This is a genomic window from Belnapia sp. F-4-1 (assembly GCF_000802185.1).
Lineage (GTDB): Bacteria > Pseudomonadota > Alphaproteobacteria > Acetobacterales > Acetobacteraceae > Belnapia.
On record NZ_KN676113.1, the window covers coordinates 3930359 to 3950366 of the forward strand.

The 20008-nt window shown below is 71.5% G+C and carries 18 protein-coding genes; 6 read left to right on the forward strand and 12 right to left on the reverse strand.

All coding sequences use genetic code 11. The features are described 5' to 3' along the window. On the reverse strand, nt 1-1144 hold a 1144-nt coding region (locus LH62_RS31575; RefSeq protein WP_201445539.1), incomplete at its 3' end, for an O-antigen ligase family protein. Beyond that, nucleotides 1141-2535: an aspartate aminotransferase family protein gene (locus LH62_RS18565; protein WP_043363568.1), complete on the reverse strand. Its 1395-nt coding sequence runs from the start codon at nt 2533-2535 to the stop codon at nt 1141-1143. The genes LH62_RS31575 and LH62_RS18565, both read right to left, overlap by 4 nt. Before the next feature lie 74 nt (nt 2536-2609). Between LH62_RS18565 and LH62_RS18570 the strand changes: the two genes are divergently transcribed. The 3 genes from LH62_RS18570 to LH62_RS18580 all read left to right on the forward strand — a co-directional run bounded on the left by LH62_RS18570 (nt 2610) and on the right by LH62_RS18580 (nt 7076). Then, complete coding sequence (locus tag LH62_RS18570; protein WP_043363569.1) at nt 2610-3185, forward strand: cation transporter; 576 nt, start codon at nt 2610-2612, stop codon at nt 3183-3185. A gap of 64 nt (nt 3186-3249) precedes the next feature. Next, the gene (locus tag LH62_RS18575; RefSeq protein ID WP_043363570.1) at nt 3250-5559 is read left to right on the forward strand and encodes a molybdopterin-dependent oxidoreductase; all 2310 of its coding nucleotides are present in this window, start codon (nt 3250-3252) and stop codon (nt 5557-5559) included. Beyond that, nucleotides 5556-7076: a PhoX family phosphatase gene (locus LH62_RS18580; protein WP_052214670.1), complete on the forward strand. Its 1521-nt coding sequence runs from the start codon at nt 5556-5558 to the stop codon at nt 7074-7076. The genes LH62_RS18575 and LH62_RS18580 overlap by 4 nt, the downstream gene beginning before the upstream one ends. Here the strand turns inward: LH62_RS18580 and LH62_RS18585 are convergent, their stop codons facing one another. The 9 genes from LH62_RS18585 to LH62_RS18625 form a co-directional block, all read right to left on the reverse strand. Further along, nucleotides 7077-7397, reverse strand: coding sequence for a hypothetical protein (locus LH62_RS18585; RefSeq protein WP_144404533.1), 321 nt, complete (start codon nt 7395-7397; stop codon nt 7077-7079). Nucleotides 7398-7549: 152 nt separating this feature from the next. Further along, entirely contained in the window at nt 7550-8350 is an 801-nt protein-coding gene (locus LH62_RS18590; protein WP_052214671.1) for an energy transducer TonB, read from the reverse strand. A gap of 4 nt (nt 8351-8354) precedes the next feature. Next, nucleotides 8355-8816 carry a biopolymer transporter ExbD gene (locus LH62_RS18595; protein ID WP_043363572.1) on the reverse strand — a complete coding sequence of 154 codons (462 nt, stop codon included), beginning with the start codon at nt 8814-8816 and terminating at the stop codon, nt 8355-8357. Beyond that, nucleotides 8813-9514 carry a MotA/TolQ/ExbB proton channel family protein gene (locus LH62_RS18600; RefSeq protein WP_052214672.1) on the reverse strand — a complete coding sequence of 234 codons (702 nt, stop codon included), beginning with the start codon at nt 9512-9514 and terminating at the stop codon, nt 8813-8815. The genes LH62_RS18595 and LH62_RS18600 overlap by 4 nt, the downstream gene beginning before the upstream one ends. Beyond that, nucleotides 9511-10626 (reverse strand): PepSY domain-containing protein, encoded by a 1116-nt coding sequence (locus LH62_RS18605; RefSeq protein WP_043363575.1) that lies wholly within the window; start codon nt 10624-10626, stop codon nt 9511-9513. Before LH62_RS18605 ends, LH62_RS18600 begins: the two co-directional genes overlap by 4 nt. Beyond that, nucleotides 10623-11306, reverse strand: coding sequence for a Fe2+-dependent dioxygenase (locus tag LH62_RS18610; RefSeq protein WP_043363576.1), 684 nt, complete (start codon nt 11304-11306; stop codon nt 10623-10625). Before LH62_RS18610 ends, LH62_RS18605 begins: the two co-directional genes overlap by 4 nt. A gap of 2 nt (nt 11307-11308) precedes the next feature. Continuing rightward, nucleotides 11309-13441, reverse strand: coding sequence for a TonB-dependent siderophore receptor (locus LH62_RS18615; RefSeq protein WP_082012653.1), 2133 nt, complete (start codon nt 13439-13441; stop codon nt 11309-11311). 86 nt (nt 13442-13527) lie between these two features. After that, nucleotides 13528-15192 (reverse strand): peptide ABC transporter substrate-binding protein, encoded by a 1665-nt coding sequence (locus LH62_RS18620; protein ID WP_043366137.1) that lies wholly within the window; start codon nt 15190-15192, stop codon nt 13528-13530. 11 nt (nt 15193-15203) lie between these two features. Then, nucleotides 15204-15920 (reverse strand): orotate phosphoribosyltransferase, encoded by a 717-nt coding sequence (locus LH62_RS18625; protein WP_043363578.1) that lies wholly within the window; start codon nt 15918-15920, stop codon nt 15204-15206. Between the two features lie 60 nt (nt 15921-15980). Between LH62_RS18625 and LH62_RS18630 the strand changes: the two genes are divergently transcribed. Both LH62_RS18630 and LH62_RS18635 read left to right on the forward strand, forming a co-directional pair. Then, nucleotides 15981-16934 (forward strand): mitochondrial fission ELM1 family protein, encoded by a 954-nt coding sequence (locus LH62_RS18630; RefSeq protein WP_043363580.1) that lies wholly within the window; start codon nt 15981-15983, stop codon nt 16932-16934. Nucleotides 16935-16939: 5 nt separating this feature from the next. Beyond that, a complete protein-coding gene (locus LH62_RS18635; RefSeq protein ID WP_236552576.1) occupies nt 16940-17896 on the forward strand; it encodes a sulfite oxidase heme-binding subunit YedZ in 957 nt (318 codons plus the stop codon). Here LH62_RS18635 and LH62_RS18640 read toward each other — a convergent pair. Continuing rightward, nucleotides 17805-18788 (reverse strand): phosphoribosylaminoimidazolesuccinocarboxamide synthase, encoded by a 984-nt coding sequence (locus tag LH62_RS18640; protein ID WP_043363583.1) that lies wholly within the window; start codon nt 18786-18788, stop codon nt 17805-17807. The two genes, LH62_RS18635 and LH62_RS18640, sit on opposite strands and share 92 nt — an antisense overlap. A 96-nt stretch (nt 18789-18884) precedes the next feature. On the opposite strand from LH62_RS18640, the gene LH62_RS18645 reads away from it, so the two are divergent. Beyond that, the gene (locus tag LH62_RS18645) at nt 18885-19961 is read left to right on the forward strand and encodes a tartrate dehydrogenase (protein ID WP_043363585.1); all 1077 of its coding nucleotides are present in this window, start codon (nt 18885-18887) and stop codon (nt 19959-19961) included. Nucleotides 19962-20008: the final 47 nt, after the last annotated feature.

A 20008-nucleotide genomic window follows, 5' to 3' on the forward strand; every position in this document is an offset into this window, starting at 1 on the left:
CCCACCATTCCTGCCAAGCCCCGAAGCTCAGCATGGCGGTGACGGCGCCCGCGGCCAGCATCGCCAGGGCGACGGACGAGCCGCAAGCCATCGCCAGAGCGACAGCCAACGCCGCCGCCACCAGCACCCCGGGCCAGCCGAGCTCCAGCCGCAATTGCAATGCGCCGTTATGCGGGTGCAGCGGCAGCAGCTCGGTGCCGGACAGCCAGGCGGTGCGTTCCGTCGCGCTGAGCCCGAAGCGGGCCATGGCCTCCGGGCTCGGATGGTCGCGGTGGCCGGGGACGGTTCGGCTCGCCTCCATCCCCCAGCCGAGCAGCGGGCGGTCCGCGATGCGTCCGATCACGAAGTCCCAGATCAGCAGCCGGTGCGCCGCCGAGGGCGGAATGTCGGCCGCCGGCACGCCGCGCGCGAGGACCGGCCCGAGCAGCATCGGCATGGCGACGACCGCCACCGCCAGCGCCGCGCCGAGCCCCGGCCGCGCCAGCCGTGGCAGCAGCAGCGCCAGCCCACCGACCAGCAGCCCGGCCAGCACGGCGAGCTTCGCCGCCTCGCCCGGCAGCAGCACCAGGACGATGGCGCCGGCGCCGATCACCCCGGCGCGCAACAGGCGCGGCAGCGGCGCCGCCGCCACCAGCGGCAGCCAGAGCGCCATGGCGGAGGCAGCCGGCTTCAGTCCGAAGGCGAGCGTCGGCGGGATCTCCTTGAGGCCGCGCACGGCGGCACGGATGGCGTTGCCCGTCGCCGCATCCAGTCCGGCGAGCAGGATGCCGGCGGCCAGGCCGCCCGTCGCCGCCAGCAACAGGCGCCGATGCGCCGCGGCGTCATCCGCCGCGACCGCACGCGCCGCCGCCGCGCCGAGGGCGACGAAGCCGCCAAGCTGCAGCGAGGTGCCGAGCGCCCGCAGCGGCTCGATCGCCCAGAGCGCCGTCACGGCGCCCCAGGCGAACAGGCCGATTGCAAGCCAGGACGCCGCACCGCGTGGCCAGGGCCAGGCGCCGCGCTGCCGCCAGTGGGCGAGCACCGCGAGCAGCAGCCCCACCACCGCGATGGGGGCGAGGGCCTTCGACTGCAGCACCCCTGCCACCGGGCCGACCGCGAGGGCTGCGGCGACCGGCAGCGAAGGAGACCAGGCGGGCCGGGTCAAACGGCGGCGATGCTCTCGCGGCGCACCTGCACCATGACCTCGTCCAGCGACTTCGCCACGCGGTTCAGCATCTCGTCCACCTCCTCCTCGGAGATGATGAGGGGCGGGGAGAAGCCGATGCTGTCGTTGGTCATGGCGCGCATGATGACGCCATTCTCCTCGCCGAGCTTGGTCAGACGTCCGCCGACCTTCTGCGCCGGGTCGAAGTTCCGCTTCGCCGCCTTGTCGGCCACCAGCTCGATGGCAGCGATGAGGCCGGTGCCGCGCACCTCGCCCACCATGGGGTGGTCGGCGAAGCGGGCGCGGAGCTGCGCCTGCATATGCGCGCCGACCCGCTTTACATGGCCGCCGATATCCATCTCGTCGTAGATCTTCAGCGTCTCGATGGCGACGGCGGCCGGCACCGGATGGCCGGAATAGGTGAAGCCATGGCCCCAGGTGCCGACCGAGGAGGAACCCTCGGCGATGCCCTGGAACACCTTCTCGTTCACCAGCACCGCCGAGATCGGCAGGTAGGAGGCGGAGAGTGCCTTGGCGCAGACCAGGATGTCGGGCTGGATGTCGAGGGTCTGCGAGCCCCAGTAGCTGCCCGTGCGCCAGAAGCCGCAGATCACCTCATCGGCGACGAAAAGCACGTCGTACTTCTTCAGGACAGCCTGGATCTTCGGGAAGTAGCCCGCGGGCGGCAGGATCACGCCGCCGGCGCCCATGATCGGCTCGGCCCAGAAGGCGGCGACGGTTTCCGGGCCCTCGGCCAGGATCTTCTGCTCCAGTTCCTCGGCGAGGCGGGTGGCGAAATCCTCTTCGGACTCGCCGGGCAGGGCGTTGTGGTAGTGGTGCGGCGTCGAGACATGGTGGAAGCCGGCGATCGGCAGGTCGAAAAGCTTGTGGTTGGCCGGCAGGCCCGTCAGCGAAGCGGCGGCGAGGGTGATGCCGTGATAGCCCTTCAGCCGGGCGATGATCTTCTTCTTCTCCGGCCGCCCGATGGCGTTGTTCATGTACCAGATCATCTTGATCGCGCTGTCATTCGCCTCCGACCCGGAATTGGCGAAGAACACCTTGCTCATCGGCGAGGGGGCGCGCTCGATCAGCATCTCGCTGAGGTCGATCAGCGGCTCGTGCGACTTGGCGGTGAAGGCGTGGTAGAAGGGGAGCTTCCGCATCTGGTCGGTGGCGGCCTGCACCAGCCGCTCGTTGTCGAAGCCGAGGCTCGCGCACCAGAGGCCGGCGACGCTCTCGATATACTCCTTCCCCTGCTCGTCGAAGACGCGGACGCCCTTGCCGCGGCTGATCACCAGCGGGCCGTTCTGCAGATGCGCCTTGTGGTCGGTATAAGGATGCAGCGCATAGGCGATGTCGCGGGCGGCATTCGAATTGCGGGGCGGATTCATGGCAGCGGCCTTCCTGACGGATGGGGGAGTGTAGGCGCGGAATGGCAGAGAACCCAAGACCCGGCGGTGAGCCGGTGCTTCGTAGCGTGGTTGGCCGCGTCGCGGCGCTCAACCTCGGCTATTTCGGCGTGGAATTTGCGGTCGCACTGGCGATCGGCTCGGTCGCGCTCTTTGCCGACAGCATCGATTTCCTCGAGGACGCGGCGATCAACCTGCTGATCCTGATAGGGCTGGGCTGGGGTGCGGCGGCGCGGGCACGGCTCGGCATGCTGCTGGCGCTGCTGCTGCTGGTACCGGCCCTGGCGACGCTCTGGACCGCCTGGAACAAATTCGGCGCGCCCCTGCCGCCGGCGCCGCTGCCGCTCACCCTGGCGGGCGCCGGTGCCCTGCTGGTCAATGGCTGCTGCGCGCTGATGCTCGCCCGGGTGCGGCAGCGGGGCGGCAGCCTGACCCGCGCGGCCTTCCTTTCCGCCCGCAACGACGTCCTGGCAAATCTTGCGGTCATCGGCGCTGGGCTCGTCACCGCCTTCCTGTGGGACTCGGTCTGGCCGGACCTCCTGGTCGGGCTCGCGATCGCGGCGATCAACGCCGATGCGGCCTGGGAGGTCTGGGAGGCGGCGCGGGCGGAACACCAGGCCGCGAAGGCCTGAGCCGCGCTGTGGACGGCACCGTGCGGTGGATGGCAAGGTCCGCCGCCAAGGACGGGTTCGAACCATGACCGAAATCAAGCCGCATGCCTCCCATTGGGGCTATTTCGATGCCGTGGTCGAGAATGGCCGCGTCACCGGAGTGCGCCCCTTCGGGCCGGACCCTTTTCCCGGCAGCCTGATCGAGGCGGTGCCGGATGTGGTCCATGCGGCCTGCCGCATCGATCGGCCCTATATCCGCCGCGGCTGGATCGAGGGACGGCGGCGCGGGCATCTGCGCGGCGGCGACCCCTTCGTGCCCGTGTCCTGGGACGAAGTGACGCGCATCCTCGCCGAGGAGACGGCGCGGGTCAGGGCCGAGCATGGCGCGACCTCGATCTTCGGCGGCTCCTACGGCTGGTCCTCGGCCGGACGCTACCATCATGCGAAGACGCAGTTGCAGCGCTTCCTCGGCCTCGGCGGCGGCTTCACCTCCTCGGTGAATGCCTATTCCTATGCGGCGGCGCAGGCGCTGATCCCGCATGTGCTCGGCACCAACGAGGTGCTGCTCGGCCGCGTCACCGACTGGCAGGCGATCGCCCGGCATGCCCGGCTGATGCTCTGCTTCGGCGGGCTGGCGGCGAAGAACGGGCTCGTCGCCTCGGGCGGGCAGGGGCGGCACGAATACATGCCGTTGATGCGACAGGCGGCCGCCGCCGGGGTGCGCTTCATCAACGTGTCGCCCTTCCGCGGCGATACCGAGGCGGAGATCGGCGCGGAGTGGATCCCGATCCGTCCGGGGACGGACACCGCGCTGCTGCTGGCCATGGCGCATGTGCTGCTGGCGGAAGGGCGGGAGGACCGTGCCTTCCTCGCCACCCATTGCACCGGCTGGGACCGGCTGCGGGCCTATATCCTTGGCGAGAGCGACGGCCAGGCGAAGACGCCGGACTGGGCCGCGCCGATCACCGGCATCCCGGTCGGGACGATCCGCCGCCTCGCCCTCGACTGCGCGGCGCAGCCAGCCATGCTGACCGCCGCCTGGTCGCTCCAGCGGGCGGATTACGGCGAGCAGCCCTATTGGATGCTGGTGGCGCTCGCCGCCATGCTCGGGACCATCGGCAGGCCAGGCCAGGGCGTCGCCTTCGGCTATGGCAGCATCGGCGGCATGGGCGTGCCGCGGCGGGAGCTGCCCGCGGTCTCCTCGCCCGGCATCCGCAACCCGGCCGGGCTCGCCATCCCCGTCGCGCGGGTGACGGAGCTGCTGGAGCGGCCCGGCGAGGTGCTGGAGTTCAACGGTCAGCGCATCACCTTGCCGGATATCCGCATGATCTGGTGGGCCGGCGGCAACCCCTTCCACCACCACCAGGACCTGCCGCGGCTGCAGCGCGCCTGGGCGCGGGCCGAGACCGTCGTCGTGCAGGAGCCCTGGTGGACGGCGCTCGCCCGGCAGGCCGATATCGTGCTGCCGGCGACGACGACGCTGGAGCGGAACGACATCGCTTCCAGCAACCGGGACCGCTTCGTCCGCGCCATGCACCAGGCGGTTCCGCCCCAGGGCCAGGCACGGAACGATGCCGACATGCTGGCCGATGTCGCCGATGCGCTCGGCTACCGCGACCGCTTCACCGAGCAGCGGGACGAGGGCGCCTGGCTGCGCCATCTCTATGGCCAGTGGCGGGTTGCCTGCGGGCGGCTCGGCTTCGAGGCGCCGGATTTCGAGCGCTTCTGGGCCGAGGGGCATGTCGAGGCGCCGCCCGTCGCGCCGGGCGAGGAATACACCCAGTTCGCCGAGTTCCGCGCCGACCCGGAGGGCGAGCCGCTCAACACGCCCTCGGGCAAGGTGGAGCTGTTCAGCGAGACGGTCGCCAGCTTCGGCTATGACGACTGCCCCGGCCACCCGGTCTGGCGGGAGCCGCGGGAGTGGCTCGGCGCCCCGGCCGCCGCGCGCTTTCCGCTGCATCTGCTGTCCTTCCAGCCGGCGACGCGGCTGCATGGGCAGCTCGACCCCGGCCGCGTCGCGGCGGCCGGCAAGATCCAGGGGCGGGAACCCGTCCATTTGAGCCCGGAGGACGCTGCGGCGCGCGGCCTGAAGGAGGGCGACATCGTCCGCATCTTCAACGATCGCGGCGCCTGCCTCGGCGGCGTCAGGATCAAGGAGGGGATGCTTCCGGGCGTCGCTGCCATGGCGACCGGCGCCTGGTACGACCCGCTCATCCCCGGCGATCCGGATGCCCTCTGCGTCCATGGCAACCCGAATGTTGTGACAGCGGATATCGGGACCTCGAGGCTCGGCCAGGGGCCTTCGGCGCAGTCCTGCCTCGTGCAGGTGGAGCGCTGGGAGGGGGCGCTGCCGCCGGTGACCGTGCACCGGCCGCCGCCGATCGTCGCGGCATGATCGGCCGGCGCACCCTGCTGGCGGCGGGAACCGCGGCGCTGGCCGCCCCGGCGCTTGCCCTCGACCTCGGCCCGCTCGCCCTGCCGGTGAAACAGGACGACACGGTGGCGCCCGGCCATCGCCGCGACGTGCTGATGCGCTGGGGCGACCGCGTCACCTTCGACGCGCCGCGCTGGACGCCGCGCACGCCGGACCCGGATGCCGTCGCCGCCCAGTTCGGCTGGGATGCACGGGTGCTCGGCATCGCCGTGCCGCAGCAGCCGGCGGCCGATGGCGTGCCGCGCGCCATCCTCGCCGTCGCCCATCCAACCGTCGATCCGGCGATGGCCTTTCCGGGCGGGCAGGACCAGCCGGCGGCGGCGGCGGCCATGCAGGGCGCCTCGCTGCTCAACGTCGAGCGGCAGGCGGGGCGCTGGGTGGTGGTGGATGGAGGCTACCAGAACCGGCGGCTCGGCATATCCACCCTCTGCCGGGTCTCGGGCGGCGGGGCGGTGCGCGGGGTGCTCGGCATCCGCGGCGGCTGCGTCACCCCCTGGGGCACGCTGCTGCTGGCCGAGGGCGATCCGGGCTTCTGGCAGGGGCGGCTTGGCGGGCTGGACCCGGCCATCGCCGATGGCGCCGGCTACGGCTTCGTCGTCGAGCTGAATCCCTTCGACCCGCAGTCCGTGCCGGTGAAGCGCCGGGCACTCAGCCGCTTCGCCCATGGCGACGTGGCGGCGGCGTTGAGCCGGGACGGTCGCGCGGTGGTCTACATGACCGACCGGCGGGCCGCCGGCTTCCTCCTCCGCTTCGTCTCCGCCGGGCCGGCTTCGGGAGACCGGGCGCTCGATGCAGGCACGCTCTTCGTCGCCCGGCTGGAGGGCGGCCGGCTGAACTGGATTCCGCTGCCCGAGGGCGCCCCGCTGCCCGAGGCGGCGCAAGCGGCGGGCGGGACGACCTTCGACACGCCCTCCGGCCTCGGCCTCGATCCGATGGGGCCGCGGCTGCTGCTGGCTTGCCATGGCAGCCCCGCCCGCCCCTCAGGCCATGTGATCGAGCTTTCCGCCGATGGGGGGGATGACGGGGCGGCGGGGGCCGCGGCGCGGCTGCTCTTCGCCGCCGGCGATCCGCGCGGGCCACAGGCGCGCTATGGCGAAGCCGGGCTGCCGCCGGGCAGCGCCTGGCCCGAAAACCCCGATACCGTCACCGTCGATGCGCGTGGCCGGGCCTGGATCGGCACCGACCGCCTCGGCCGCATCGGCCTGCGGGCGGAGGGCCTCTATGCCTGCGACCTGGCGGGGCCTGGGCGTGGGGTGCCGCTGCCTGCCTATGGGGCGCCGCGCGGCGCCTCGATCGGCGGTGCGGCGCTGACGCCGGATGGGGAGACGCTGTTCTTCGGCATCCGCCATCCCGGAGCCGAACCAGGGGCCAGCTTCGACCGGCCCGGCACGCGCTGGCCGGAATTCGAGGCGGGGGTGCCGCCACGCAGCGTGCTGGCAGGGCTCACCCGGGTCGGAGGCGGACCGGTCGGCGGCTGATCAGGCCCGCGTCAGCGCGGCGACCGCCCGGTCGATCTCGGTCGCGGCGCGGTCGACCCGGCCTTGCGTCAGCTGGGCCCGGGCTTGCCGCAGGGCGAGCAGGGATTGCAGCACCTCCGCCCGGGGCGCGAGGCCGCCCGTGCGCATGCCCAGCTCCTGCTCGGCCCGGTCCAGCTCCATCCGGGCCGCATCGGCCTTGTTCTGCGCCAGTTCCGTGCCGACCGAGATGAGCGCATCGAGCGCCGGGGCGATATCGAAGCCGGGGCGGGCCGTGCCGTGCAGCGGCTCCATCCGCGGGTCGGGGCGGCTGCGGTGAGACATGACGGGAGGCACCTTTTCGTGCGTAGGCCGGGTCGTCCGTCCAACGTCCTGCCGACCCACCGGCTGCCTCGCCGCGTTTCACCCGGACGATGACATTCCCGCTACCTTACCGGGTAAGCGTCCGGAATGTCCAACTTCAAGTTGATATCCGCCTACCGTAACGAGAAGCGCACCGGCACGGTCAGCTCGACCGGGTCGCCCGCCATTTCCGCCGGCGGAGCGGGGAGGGGGGAGGCGCTCTGGATCATGGTCTGCACCGCCTGGTCGAGGGACGGGTCGCCGGCGCTGCGCTCGATCCGGTAGCCGACAACCGTGCCGTCGCGCCGCATGCGGAAGCGCAACAAGGCGACGCCCTGGGCCCGGCGCCAGCGTGCCTCGTCCGGGTAGCGGCGATGGCGCTCGAGGGCGCGCATCAGCAGCGCCGTGTAGCTCGGCGGCGGCGCGGCGGCGACCGGTGCGGCGACCGGGGCCGGCGGGGCGGCAACGGGCTGCACCGGCGCGGGCGGGGCCTCGGCGACGGTGGGCGTCGCCGGGCGCGGCGGCGGGGCCGGCCGGCGCGGGGTGGTGACCGGCTTCGGCTCCGGCGGCGGGGGCGGCGGCGGCAGGGGCAGCTCCGCCACCTCGGCGGGGGGCGGCGGCTCGGGCGGCGGTGGCTCGACCTGGGGCGGCGGCGGCTCGGGCGGCGGTGGCTCCGGCGGGGGCGGCTCGGCCATGACGACGGGCACCGGGGGCGGCGGCTCCGGCGGCGGGGCGGGCTGCGGCAGCGGCGCCTCGGCCACCGGTTCAGGCGGCGGCTCGGCCTCCGGCTCGGGCGCGGCGGGAGCCGGCATCTCGATCAGCATCACCGGCATCACCGGCTGCTGCTCGGCGGGCAGGCCGTGCAGCAGCACGGCGGCGCCCGCGGCATGCAGGCCGAGGGAAAGGCCCCAGGCGATATGGCGGGCGCGGGGCATGGGCTCAGCGCACCGGCGCGGCCGCGGGCGCCGCCGGCGGGTCGCCGCCGGGCAGGGAAACCAGCGCCACCTTGGTGATGCCGGCACGCTGGACGAGGCCCATCACCCGCAGCACCTCGCCATAGTCGAGGCCGCGGTCGGCGCGAAGATGCAGCGCCCTGTCTGGCGTCTCGGCATGGATGGCGACGAGCCGCGGCTCCAGCGCCTCCTGCGGCACCGCCTCCTTGTCGAGGAAGAGGCCGCCCTCCTTGGTCAGGCTCAGCTCCAGCGGCGGCGCCGGCGGGCTGAGCGGGGCAGCGGCAGTCTTCGGCAGGTCGAGGGCGATGCCGGCCGTCATCATCGGCGCCGTCACCATGAAGATGACGAGCAGCACCAGCATCACGTCGACCAGGGGCGTGACGTTGATCTCGGACACGGGCTGGGCGTCGTCCTCGTCGCCCATGCCGGAGGGAAGCTGCATGCTCATGCCGGCTCACCCACCTTGCGCCGGCCCTCCAGCACCGCCGGGCGGCGTGCCAGGCGCCCGGCGAGGCTCGCCGCCGCGCCCATCGCCTCGGCCCGGATGCGGGAAAGGCGGATGCTGTTGCGGTTGTAGGCGATCACCGCGGGGATGGCGGCCACGAGGCCGATCGCCGTGGCGAAGAGCGCCTCGGCGATACCGGGGGCGACGGTGGCGAGGCCGGTATCCTGCTTCGCCGCGATGTCGAAGAAGCTGTGCATGATGCCCCAGACCGTGCCGAACAACCCGACGAAGGGGCTGACCGAGCCGATGGTCGCCAGCAGCGGCAGGCCCGGCTCGGCGCGGCGGAGCGTTGCGGTGACGGCGCCGCGCATGGCGCGCTCCAGCCGGTCGCGGAACTCGCCGGCGCTCTCATGCGGGTCTCGCCCCTCGCGCCATTCGGGCAGCCCGGCGCGCAGCACGGCGCCGGCCAGGCCGTCTTTCGCGGCATCCCCCTCGGGGGGAAGGATGGCGCCGGAGGCGGCGAGGGCGGCGAGGCTCGCGGCCTCCCGCTTCAGCCGGTGGAACAGGACAGCCTTCTCGATGATGATGGCCCAGCAGGCGAGCGAGGCCAGCAGCAGCAGCGCCATCACCCCCTGCACGACAGGGTCGGCATTGAGGATGAGGCTCTGGATGGTGAAATCGGGGGCGGGCGCCGGGTTCATGCGGGTTTCCCTTGCAGGACGGCAATGCGTCGGCGGTTGCGGCGACGCAGCAGCCAGGCAGCGAGGCCGGTGACGAAAAGAACGGGCATGGCAATGCCCGAGAGGGAGACGAGGATGCGTCCCGGCCAACCGAGCAGCGCGCCGCCATGCAGCCAGCGCTGCATGGCAAGCACTTCCTCGCCGAGGCTGCGGGTGCGGGGGCCGCGCTCCTCCGTTACCGCGCCGGACCAGGGATCGACGGCGAGGAAGCTGCGAACGCGGACCTCGGCGCTGCCGTCGGCGGGGCGGAGCGAAACCTGCCAGGCCTGGCGCTGCCGGCTGGGCAGCGTGACGCCGGTCGCCACCTGACCCGGTAGATGGGCAAGGGCGGCGGCGACGGCGGCATCGGCATCGAGCACCATCGGATCGCGCCGCGGCGGCACGGGCGCGGGCGACGCGGGCTCCGCGATGCCGAGCGCGGGGCGAAACCAGGCGGGGAAGATGATGGCGATGCCGGAGACGGCGACGACGGTGAGCACCACCGCCATCCAGATGCCGATGACCCGGTGCAGGTCGAGGTTCAAGATCACGCTCGGCCGGCTGCGGATGGTGACGAGGGCGGCGCCGAGCGAACCCTGCTTCGGCCACCACAGCCAGATGCCCGATAGCGAGAAGAGCAACAGCAGCACGCCGAACCAGCCCACCGCCTCGCGCCCGCCCCAGTCGCGCAGCAGCAGCGTGTCGTGCAGCTCCCGCACCGTGGCGACGAAGCCGGTGCGGCCGGCGCGCTCGCCAAGCAGCTGGCCGGTCGCCGGGTCGATGAAGGCGGAGGGGCCAGGCGGAGTGCCACGCTGGCGGGGCGGGCTGACGATCCAGACCGGCCAGACCGCATCGGGCGGGCGGATACTGCCGGCCGGGCGGCCCGTCGCTGCCTCGGCCGACGTCAGAATGGCTGCGTAGTTGAGATCAGGGTTCGGCGGCCCGCTCGGGCGGAAGAGCTGCGGGTTCAGCGCCGCGTCGATCTCGCGCTGGAAGGAGAGGATGCTGCCTGTCACGCCGAGCAGCAGCATGACAAGGCCGAGGACCAGCCCGAGCCAGCGATGACCGAAAAGCAGGGCGCGGCGGACGGTCACGCGTCGGCCCAGCGGCGGAGCAGGTTGTGGTACACGGCGGTCAGCTCCGTCGGCGCGCTGTGGCCCGCCGGCAAGTCGCCGCGGGCGCGGTTGATGGCCATGTCGAGATCGAAGAGCAATGCGCGTTGGCCATCATCGCGCACCATGCTCTGAATCCAGAAGAAGCTCGCCAGCCGCGAGCCGCTCGTCACCGGTGCGACGCGGTGCAGGCTGGTCGCCGGATAGACCACCGCATCGCCGGCCGGCAGCTTCACCCGCTTCTCGCCATAGGTATCCTCGACGATCAGCTCGCCGCCCTCATAGCCCGCCGGGTCGCTGAGGAACAGGGTGCAGGAGACATCCGTGCGGATGCGGTGCGGCGTGCCGGTGATCTGGCGGATGGCGTTGTCCACATGCGCGCCGAAGGTCATGCCCGGGTCATAGCGGTTGAATAGCGGCGGGAAGACGCGCAGCGGCAACACCGATGAGATGAAGAGCGGGTTGCGCTCCAGCGCGGCGAGCACGATCTCGCCGAGGGCGCGATGTTCCGCGGAGGCCTCGGGAATTTGCAGATTATCCTTTACCTGCGCCGATTGATGGCCGGCGGTGACGCGCCCATCCACCCAGGGCGCACGCGCCAGCAAAGCCCGCGTTTCCGCGAGCCTTGCCGCATCCAGCACCTCGGCGATGTGGAGGAGCATGCCTAGTACCGCGCCGTGAGGCTGGCGATGATGGTGCGCCCGGCGCCCGGCGTGATGTTCCCCGCATAGACGCCTTCGTAGAACCGCTTGTCAGTGAGGTTCAGCGCATTGACCCGGATACCGAGCTGGTCGGTGATCGCCCAGGCGATGGCGGCGTCATAGCGTACATAGGCGGGCGCGATGACGGTGTTGGCGTTGTTGCCGTAGCGCTTGTCGATATAGCTGAGTCCGCCGCCGAGCTGCACGCCATAGGGCAGGTCGTAGCTGGTCCAGAGCGTCGCGGTGTTACGCGGCGTGTTCAGCAGCTCCTTGCCGACCTCGGCCGCGGTGTTGGAGCGAGTGATCTGCGAGTCGATATAGGTATAGCCTGCGATGACGTTCCAGTTGCGCGTGATGCGGCCGGCCGCCGAGATCTCGAAGCCGTCCGAGCGTTGCTCGCCGGCCAGCACGTTGAGCGTGCCGTTTGCCGGATCCGGCGTGCGGGCATTCGTCTTCTCGATGCGGAAAACGGCGCCGCGGATGGCGAGGTCGGGCGTGATGTCCCAGCTCGCGCCGACCTCGAAGGAGCGGTTCTTCTCGGGCGCCAGGCTGGCGGTGTTGGGCGCGAGGGTCAGCGCCTCGGCGCTCGGGTTGAAGGAGGTGCCGGCCGAGAAGTAGGTGCGCACCGTGCTGGTCGGCTTGAAGACCAGCGCGCCGCGCCAGCTGAACATGTCGTCTACGCGGTCGAAGCGCGTGGTCGCGCCGGTGGCGCCGGCGAGGCTGTTGAAGCGGGCGTCGAAGCGGTCGTAGCGGCCACCGACCAGCACTTCGAAATACTCGCCGATGCGGATCTGGTCGGAGGCGAAGAGGCCGAGGGTATAAGCGGTGGTGTCCGCGTCGGTGTTGACCGAGAGGGTCTGGTCGAAGGCCTGGTAGAAATTCGGGTTGAACAGCGTCGCGGCCGGCCGGTTGTTGCTGGTGAAGCGGGTGAGCTGCGAGGTCTCGCGCCCGAGCTCGAGCCCGGCGACGATCTGGTGCCGCAGCGGGCCGGTATTGGCAGTGGCGCGCAGCTCCGTCTGGTTCTGCAGGATGGTGTCGGTGCCGCGCCGGACCTGGGGCTGGCGGTTGACCAGCACGTTGGCGAGATTGGTGGTCGGAGTGATGGCGGTGATCAGCCGCGGCGCCGTCGCGTTGAGGTCGCGGTCGTAGTTGCCGTAGCGGAAGGTGTTGCGCAGGCTGACGCCGTCGGCGAAGCGGTGCTGCGCCGTCAGCGTCATCACATTGGTCTCGGTCCGCTCGCGGTCGACGCCGGCCAGGCCGTAGAAGGTGCTGTAGGAGACGGGCGCCGGGCGGCCACGCACGATGGGGATGCCGAAATCGGGGACGTTGTCCTCCGACTGGTGCAGGAAGTGGAGGGAGACCTGGGTGTTGGTACCGAGGCCCCAGGTGACGGAGGGGGCGACGCCCCAGCGCTCGTTCGTGACGTGGTCGCGCCGGGCGATGTCCTGCCGCGTCGCCATGGCGTTCAGCCGCACGCCGACCGTACCGGAATACATCCCGATATCGGAGGTGGCGCGCAGGCCGAAGGGCGAGAAGCCGGTCAGCGTCAACTCGCCGAAATTCCGCTGCTGCGGCATGCGGGTCGAGAGGTTGATCGCGCCGCCGGTGGAGCCGCGGCCGAACATGACGGAGGAGGGACCCTTCAGCACCTCGACGCTGTCGAGGAAGAAGGGATCGCGGGTGTACTGCGCACTGTCGCGGATGCCGTCGATGAAGAAGTCGTTGCGGGCGCTGAAGCCGCGCAGCGTGAGGTTGTCGCCGGAGAAGCCGCCCTCGCCAGCGGCCAGGCTGATGCCGGTGACGTTGCGCAGCGCCTCGCGCAGCGTCGTCGCGCCGCGCTCCTCGATCAGCTCGCGCGGGACAACGGTGATGGACTGCGGCGCCTCGCGCACCGAGGTCGGCATGCGGACCACAGGGGTGTCGTCGGCGCGGTAGCGGGGCGGGTTGGCGCCCTGGACGTTCATCTCGGGCAGCGCGACGGCTCCGGCGGGCGGGGCATCCTGCGCCATCGCCGTGGGGCCAGCGGCGAGCAGGCCCATCCCGGCGAGGCCGAGGCTTGGTTGAAGGCGAGGAAGCGGAGCGCGCAGCGACGACATCTAGACGAGTTCCCAGCGTAGGCCGGGCATGGCGTAGCGCTACTGAGAATGACTCGCAATCCCAAATCGCAACGCGATATTGCAGGTCAGGGTTGCTTCACACGCCAGCGCTCGGCCCAGAGGGAACTCGGGTTCAGGTGGCCGGTCGGCTGCACGCCATCCAGCCAGCGCGGCCAGACATGTGCATCCGCGCGGAACCAGAGCGGCAGCTCCGGCAGATCCTCGGCGAAGATTGCCTGGAAGCGGGACCAGAGGGCGCGGCGCCGCTCCCGGTCCAGCTCCTGCGGCAGCGCCTCCAGCAGCGCATCCATCTCCGGGTTGCGGTAGCCGCCGTAGTTCTGCCCGGACCAATTGCGCGACTCGGTTGGGATCTCCTCGGAGTGCAGCGTCGTGCGCGGGACGTTCTCAGGAGAGGAGATCCAGGCGAAAAGGGCGGCGCCGGTGAAGCGGCGGCGAGACAGCGTCTCGCCGAACAGCACCCGCGGCGGCTCGTTGCGGATGCGTGCCTCCACCCCCACCTGCCGCCACATGCCCTGCACCACCTGCTGGACCGACTCGCGGGCGCGGTTGCCGGCGGTGGTCATCAGCTCGATCGTGAGGCGCTCGCCGGCGGCATTGCGGCGGATGCCGTCCGGCCCTGGGCGCCAGCCGGCGGCCTCCAGCAGGGCGGCGGCGCGGGCCGGGTCATGGGGCCAGTGCGGCGCGTTCGGGTCATGCATCGGGTCGAGCGGGTTGACGCCCGTCTCCGCCACCACCTGTCGCCCCTCGAAGAGCCTCGCCACGATCTGCGCCCGGTCGATGGCCATCAGCAGCGCCTGGCGGACGCGGCGGTCGTCGAGCGGCGGCGCGTCGAGGCGGAGGTCGAGATGCTCGTAGACCAGCCCTGGCTTGTACTCGATGCGAAAGCGTCCGCCGGTCCGCCGCTCCAGCGCCGCCGCCTGCTCCACCGGCAGGCCAAGCTCACCGGCGATCATGTCGATCTGCCCGGCCAGCAGCTGCGCCTCCATCGCCGCGGTGTTCTCGACGGTGCGGATCTGGATGCGGCGAAAGGCGGGGGCCGGCCCGGTCCAGGCCTCGTTCCGCTCCAGCGTGACGCCGGCGCCGGGCTGCACCGCCGTGATGCGCCAGGGCCCGGACCAGAGGCCGGGATTGGTCGTCTCCGTGTCGTAGGCCGTGCGGTTGCGGTAGCTCCGCGGCTCCTGCTGCCAGCGGGCGCGCTCGATATGCGCGGGCAGCGGCTGGAAGTCGCCGGCGACGTTGTAGTCGAAGGTGACCTTGTCGTAGCGGAGCGTCACGGTGCGCTCGTCCTCGACGATCAGCTCATAGGCCGAGCGATAGAACTCCGCCCCGCCGAAGCCGGTCGCGCCGTCCCGCCCCGCCTCCCAGGCGAAGCGCAGATCCTCGGCCGAGACGGGCCGGCCGTCGCCCCAGCGGGCATCGGCGCGGAGACGGTAGGTGACGCGGATGCCGGGCTTGCCGTCCGGCGTCGTCTCGCGCCGGGCGCCGCCATTCTCGAGGGTCGGCAAGCTTTCGCAGGCCATGCAGAGCGGCTGCCAGTCCGCGCCATGGGCGGTCAGCGGCCGCCGGGCGAAGCCCAGCACGTAGGACTTCGCCGCCATGGCGTCGATATTGGGGTGGAAGGTCGAAGGGTACTGGATGATGCCGATGGTCAGCGTCTCGCGTGGCTGGGCGAGGGCGGGCGTGGCCAGGGCCAGCAGCCCGGCCGCGGCTGCCGCGGCGGCGCGACGCATCGGCATCCGCCTCAGTCCTCCTTCGCGCGGGCTTCCGCCGCCGAGCCGATGCCGCCATGCGCCTTCGACCAGCCGACCGGGTCCTCGAGGAACTTCCGCACTTCCTTCAGCGCCCCTTCGCCGAAATAGGGCCGCTCGCGGCAGACCTCCAGCACGTCCCACCAGGTGCAGAGGTGGTGGAGCGAGAGGTTCATCCCCTTCATCGTCTCGAAGCTGCCGGGGAAGACGCCGTAGAAGAAGACGACGAAGGTGTGGTCGCAGACCGCGCCCGCATCCCGCAGCGCCTGGGCGAAGCGGATCTTGGAGGCGCCGTCGGTGGTTAGGTCCTCGACGAGGAGGGTGTTCTTGCCCTCCGGCACGTCGCCCTCGATCTGGGCGTTGCGGCCGAAGCCCTTCGGCTTCTTTCGCACATAGGCCATGGGCGCCATCATCCGGTCGGCGATCCAGGCGGCGAAGGGGATGCCGGCGGTCTCGCCGCCCGCCACGGCATCGATCGACTCGTAGCCGATGTGGCGGCCGATCTTCTCCACCGCCAGGTCGCAGATGCGGTTCCGCGCGCGGGGGAAGTAGATGATCTTGCGGCAATCGATATAGACGGGGCTCTTCCAGCCCGAGGTGAAGGTGTAGGGCTCCTCCGGGCGGAAATTCACCGCCTTGATCTCGAGCAGGATGCGCGCCGTCGTCAGCGCGGCATCCCGGTCCCAGTCGGAAGCATGTTGCATGGCCATGGCGCATTCCCCTGCCGGCGGCGTTCGGCCCATCCGTAGACGCGGCGCGGGGCGGCGTCCATGACCCAGCCGGCGGTCTGGGTGCTGGCCGATCCGCGGGCGGGCACGGCGGCGCAGGCCTTGGGCATCGCCGAGCGGCTGGGGGTGCCTTTCCGGGTGATCGAACTGCAATGGGGACGGCTGGCGCGCTGGCCGATCCCCTGGCCGAGCCTCGCCGGGTTGACGACGGAAGCCCGGTCGAGGGTCATAGATCCATGGCCGAGTCTGACCCTCTCCGCCGGCCGGCGCTCGGGCCCGGTCGCGCGCTGGCTCAGGCGGCGCGGGGCGCGGACGGTGCATTGCATGCGCCCCGGTGCCGGCGCGGCGGATTTCGACCTGCTGGTGATCGGCGCGCATGACCGCCCGCAGCCGGCGCCGAACCTGATGCAGATTCTCGGTGCCTGCCACCGCATGTCGCCCGGCCGGCTGGCCGCGGCGCGGGGGGAATGGGCGGCGCTCGCCGCCTTGCCGTCGCCGCGTATCGCGTTGCTGGTCGGCGGGCCGGTGCGGGGCGAGGGGATGCGGCCGGAGGCGGCGGCGGCGATCGGCGGGCAGGTTGCGCGCATGGCCGGCAGCGTGCTGGCGACGACCAGCCGCCGTACCGGGGCGCCGGCGACCGAGGCGCTCTCCGCGGCGCTCGCCGAGCGGCCGCATCGCCTCTTCCGCTGGGGGGAGGGCGGCGCCAATCCCTTTGCCGGGTTCCTTGCATGGGCGGATGCGGTGGTGGTGACGGGCGACAGCGTTTCCATGCTCTCCGAGGCCTTGGCGACGGCGGCACCCGTCTTCGTCGCCGATCCGGGCGGGCTCGGCCCCCGGCACCAGCGGCTGCGGGAGAGCCTGGTCGCCGCAGGTCAGGCCCGGGCGCTGGGGGAAGGGTGGTTCACCCGCCAGACACTGGACGAGAGCGCCCGGGTAGCGGCGGCGATCCGCGCACACCCCTGGGGGGTTACCGCGGCGGGGGATGCGACGAAGTAGTGGGTATGATGCAGGCCATCTTCCGCACCGCCTTCCCGCCCGCATTGCCGAGCCGGGGGGCGCGCCTCTTTCCCTTGCCCTGGCGCGACCGGGCTGGAGGCTTCTCCTGGCTGCGGGCCGCAACGCTCGCGCTGCTGCTGGCGCCGGCCGGCTGGCTGCTGGCGACCTTCCTCGCCGAGGGGCTGGGGCCGGAGCCAGCCAAGGCGGCGCTGCGGGAGATCGGCCTCTGGGCCATCCGCCTGCTGCTGGTGACGCTGGCGGTGACGCCGCTCGGGCGCATCCTCGCTTCGCCGCGGCTGCTGAGCCTGCGGCGGATGCTGGGGCTGGCGACGCTCGCCTATGCGCTGTTGCACCTGCTGCTCTACGCGGCCTACCAGGACTTCGTGCTGCCGCGGATCGCCTCCGAGATCGCGCTGCGCTTCTACCTGACGATCGGCTTTGTCGCGCTGCTCGGACTCGCAGCGCTTGGCTGGACCTCGACGGATGGTTGGATGCGCCAGCTCGGTCGGCGCTGGAGGCGGCTGCACAGCCTGATCTTCCCGATCGCGGCGCTCGGCGTCTTCCACTTCTTCCTGCAGTCGAAGTCGCAGCTCTGGGAGGCGGTGCTGGCGGCGGGGCTGGTCGCCTGGCTGGTCTTCTGGCGCCTGCTGCCGGCGGGGGCGCGGCTGCACCCCATCGCCCTGCTGCTGCTCGCCCCGGCTGCCGGCTTGGCGGCGGCGGGGGTGGAATATGCCTGGTACGCGCTGGCGACCAATCTGCCGGCGGACCGCATCCTCGCTGCCAATCTCGACGTGAGCTTCGGCCTGCGGCCGGCGGTCTGGGCCGCGGTGGCGGCGGTGGCGCCGCCGCTGCTTGCCCTGCCGGCCTGGATCAGGGCGCGCCGAAATACCCCGCCAGGTTCCGCCGCACCCGCTCCAGCACCGGCTCGCCCGCCGGCGGCAGCGGGAAGTCCTGGCCGGTGATGGTCTCGAAGGCCTCGACATAGAGCCGCGCCGCCTCGAGCACGATCTCGGCCGGGATTTCCGGCAGATCGTCCTTGTATGGGTCGCAGCGCGCGGTCACCCAGCGGCGGATGAAGTCCTTGTCGAAGCTTTGCGGCGCCTCGCCGGCCTCGAAGCGCTCGGGATAGCTCCCGGAGAACCAGTAGCGGCTCGAATCCGGCGTGTGGATCTCATCGGCGAGGATGATCCGGCCCTCGGCGTCGAAGCCGAACTCGTACTTGGTGTCGACCAGGATGAGGCCTTGCCGCGCCGCCATCTCCCGCCCTCGGGCGAAGAGGTCGAGGGCCAGCGCCGAAACCTCGGCCCATTGCGCCTCGGTCAGCAGCCCGCCCTCGATGATGCGCTCCGGCGTCAGCTCCTCGTCGTGCCCGGCATCGAAGGCCTTGGTGGTCGGCGTCAGGATGGTCTGCGGCAGCTTCTGGTTGGCCCTGAGGCCGTCGGGGAAGCGGTGGCCGTACATCTCCCGCCGCCCCGCCTGGTACATCGACAGGATGGAGGTGGAGGTGGTGCCCGCGAGGTAGTCGCGCACCACCACCTCGACCGGCATGATCCGGAGGCCCTGGCAGAGCAGCACGTTCGGGTCCGGATAGGCGATGACGTGGTTCGGGCAGATGTCCCGCGTATGGTCGAACCAGTAGCGCGCGATCTGCGTCAGGACCTGGCCCTTCAGCGGCACGGCGGTGATGATGCGGTCGAAGGCGGAGAGGCGGTCGGTGGCGATGATCAGGCGCCGCCCATCCGGCAGGTCGTAATTCTCCCGCACCTTGCCGCGATAATGGTTCGGCAGCTCGGGGATGGCCGCGTCGCGCAGGACGAGGCCGGCATAGGGGGCGAGGTCGGCAGGGCTGGTCATCCGGCGGGTGGTCCTTGCAGCAGGCGCGCGATCCTATAGCCCATCCGGTTGAGCCGCGCCGCCCTCTGCGCCATGGTGCCGGCGAGGAGACAGCCCATGAGCACCCGCAAGACATACCGCATCGCCGTCATTCCCGGCGACGGCATCGGCAAGGAGACGACGCCCGAGGGGCTGCGCGTGCTGGATGCCGCCGCTCGCCGCTTCGGCTTCGACCTCGAGCTGACCCATTACGACTGGTCCTGTGAGACCTATGCCCAGACCGGCAAGATGATGCCGGATGATGGGCTGGAGCAGCTCGGCCGGTCCGACAGCGTCTTCCTCGGCGCGGTCGGCTGGCCGGGGGTGCCGGACCATGTCTCGCTCTGGGGCCTGCTGATCCCGATTCGCCGGGGCTTCGACCAGTATGTCTCGCTCCGCCCCTGCAAGCTGCTGCCGGGGTCGAAGTCGCCGCTCGCGGGTCGCGGGCCGGAGGATATCGATTTCTACGTGGTGCGGGAGAACACCGAGGGCGAGTACAGCTCGATCGGCGGCCGCATGTTTCCGGGGACGGACCGCGAATTCGTCTCGCAGCAGAGTGTCCTGACCCGGATCGGCACCGACCGCATCATCAAGTATGCCTTCGAGCTGGCGATGACGCGGAAGCGCCGGAAGGTGACGAGCGCCACCAAGTCGAACGGCATCACCTTCACCATGCCCTACTGGGACGAGCGCTTCGCCGAGATGGCGAAGAACTACCCGGAGGTGACGACCGACCAGTTCCACATCGACATCCTCTGCGCGCATTTCGTGCAGCACCCCGACTGGTTCGACGTGGTGGTCGGCTCCAACCTGTTCGGCGATATCCTTTCCGACCTCGGCCCGGCCGTCGCGGGCTCCATCGGCATCGCCGCCTCGGCCAATATCAACCCGGAGAAGGCGCATCCCTCGATGTTCGAGCCGGTGCATGGCTCGGCCCCCGACATCGCCGGCAAATGGATCGCCAACCCCATTGGCCAGATCTGGTCGGGCGCGATGATGCTGGAGCATCTGGGCGAGAAGGCCGCCGCCGATGCCATCGTGCAGACCATCGAGCGGATGCTGGCCGAGGGCGGGCCACGTACGCGCGACATGGGCGGCCAGGCCGGCACGGTGGATGTCGGCAAGGCGCTGGCGGAGGCGGTGGCGCGGGCCTGATGGCCAACAGGCGCCCCGCGCCGGCCGCTGAGCCTCGCGGAATCCTG

What these genes read in the sequence shown, in the direction of transcription:
- LH62_RS18645 (WP_043363585.1), top strand. Translation starts at nt 18,885, where the DNA reads ATGAGCACCCGCAAGACATACCGCATCGCCGTCATTCCCGGCGACGGC.
- LH62_RS18630 (WP_043363580.1), top strand. Translation starts at nt 15,981, where the DNA reads ATGACCCAGCCGGCGGTCTGGGTGCTGGCCGATCCGCGGGCGGGCACG.
- LH62_RS18595 (WP_043363572.1), bottom strand. Translation starts at nt 8,816, where the DNA reads ATGAGCATGCAGCTTCCCTCCGGCATGGGCGACGAGGACGACGCCCAG.
- LH62_RS18635 (WP_236552576.1), top strand. Translation starts at nt 16,940, where the DNA reads ATGATGCAGGCCATCTTCCGCACCGCCTTCCCGCCCGCATTGCCGAGC.
- LH62_RS18615 (WP_082012653.1), bottom strand. Translation starts at nt 13,441, where the DNA reads ATGTCGTCGCTGCGCGCTCCGCTTCCTCGCCTTCAACCAAGCCTCGGC.
- LH62_RS18585 (WP_144404533.1), bottom strand. Translation starts at nt 7,397, where the DNA reads ATGTCTCACCGCAGCCGCCCCGACCCGCGGATGGAGCCGCTGCACGGC.
- LH62_RS18625 (WP_043363578.1), bottom strand. Translation starts at nt 15,920, where the DNA reads ATGGCCATGCAACATGCTTCCGACTGGGACCGGGATGCCGCGCTGACG.
- LH62_RS18600 (WP_052214672.1), bottom strand. Translation starts at nt 9,514, where the DNA reads ATGAACCCGGCGCCCGCCCCCGATTTCACCATCCAGAGCCTCATCCTC.
- LH62_RS18565 (WP_043363568.1), bottom strand. Translation starts at nt 2,535, where the DNA reads ATGAATCCGCCCCGCAATTCGAATGCCGCCCGCGACATCGCCTATGCG.
- LH62_RS18575 (WP_043363570.1), top strand. Translation starts at nt 3,250, where the DNA reads ATGACCGAAATCAAGCCGCATGCCTCCCATTGGGGCTATTTCGATGCC.
- LH62_RS18610 (WP_043363576.1), bottom strand. Translation starts at nt 11,306, where the DNA reads ATGCTCCTCCACATCGCCGAGGTGCTGGATGCGGCAAGGCTCGCGGAA.
- LH62_RS18620 (WP_043366137.1), bottom strand. Translation starts at nt 15,192, where the DNA reads ATGCGTCGCGCCGCCGCGGCAGCCGCGGCCGGGCTGCTGGCCCTGGCC.
- LH62_RS18640 (WP_043363583.1), bottom strand. Translation starts at nt 18,788, where the DNA reads ATGACCAGCCCTGCCGACCTCGCCCCCTATGCCGGCCTCGTCCTGCGC.
- LH62_RS18590 (WP_052214671.1), bottom strand. Translation starts at nt 8,350, where the DNA reads ATGCCCCGCGCCCGCCATATCGCCTGGGGCCTTTCCCTCGGCCTGCAT.
- LH62_RS18580 (WP_052214670.1), top strand. Translation starts at nt 5,556, where the DNA reads ATGATCGGCCGGCGCACCCTGCTGGCGGCGGGAACCGCGGCGCTGGCC.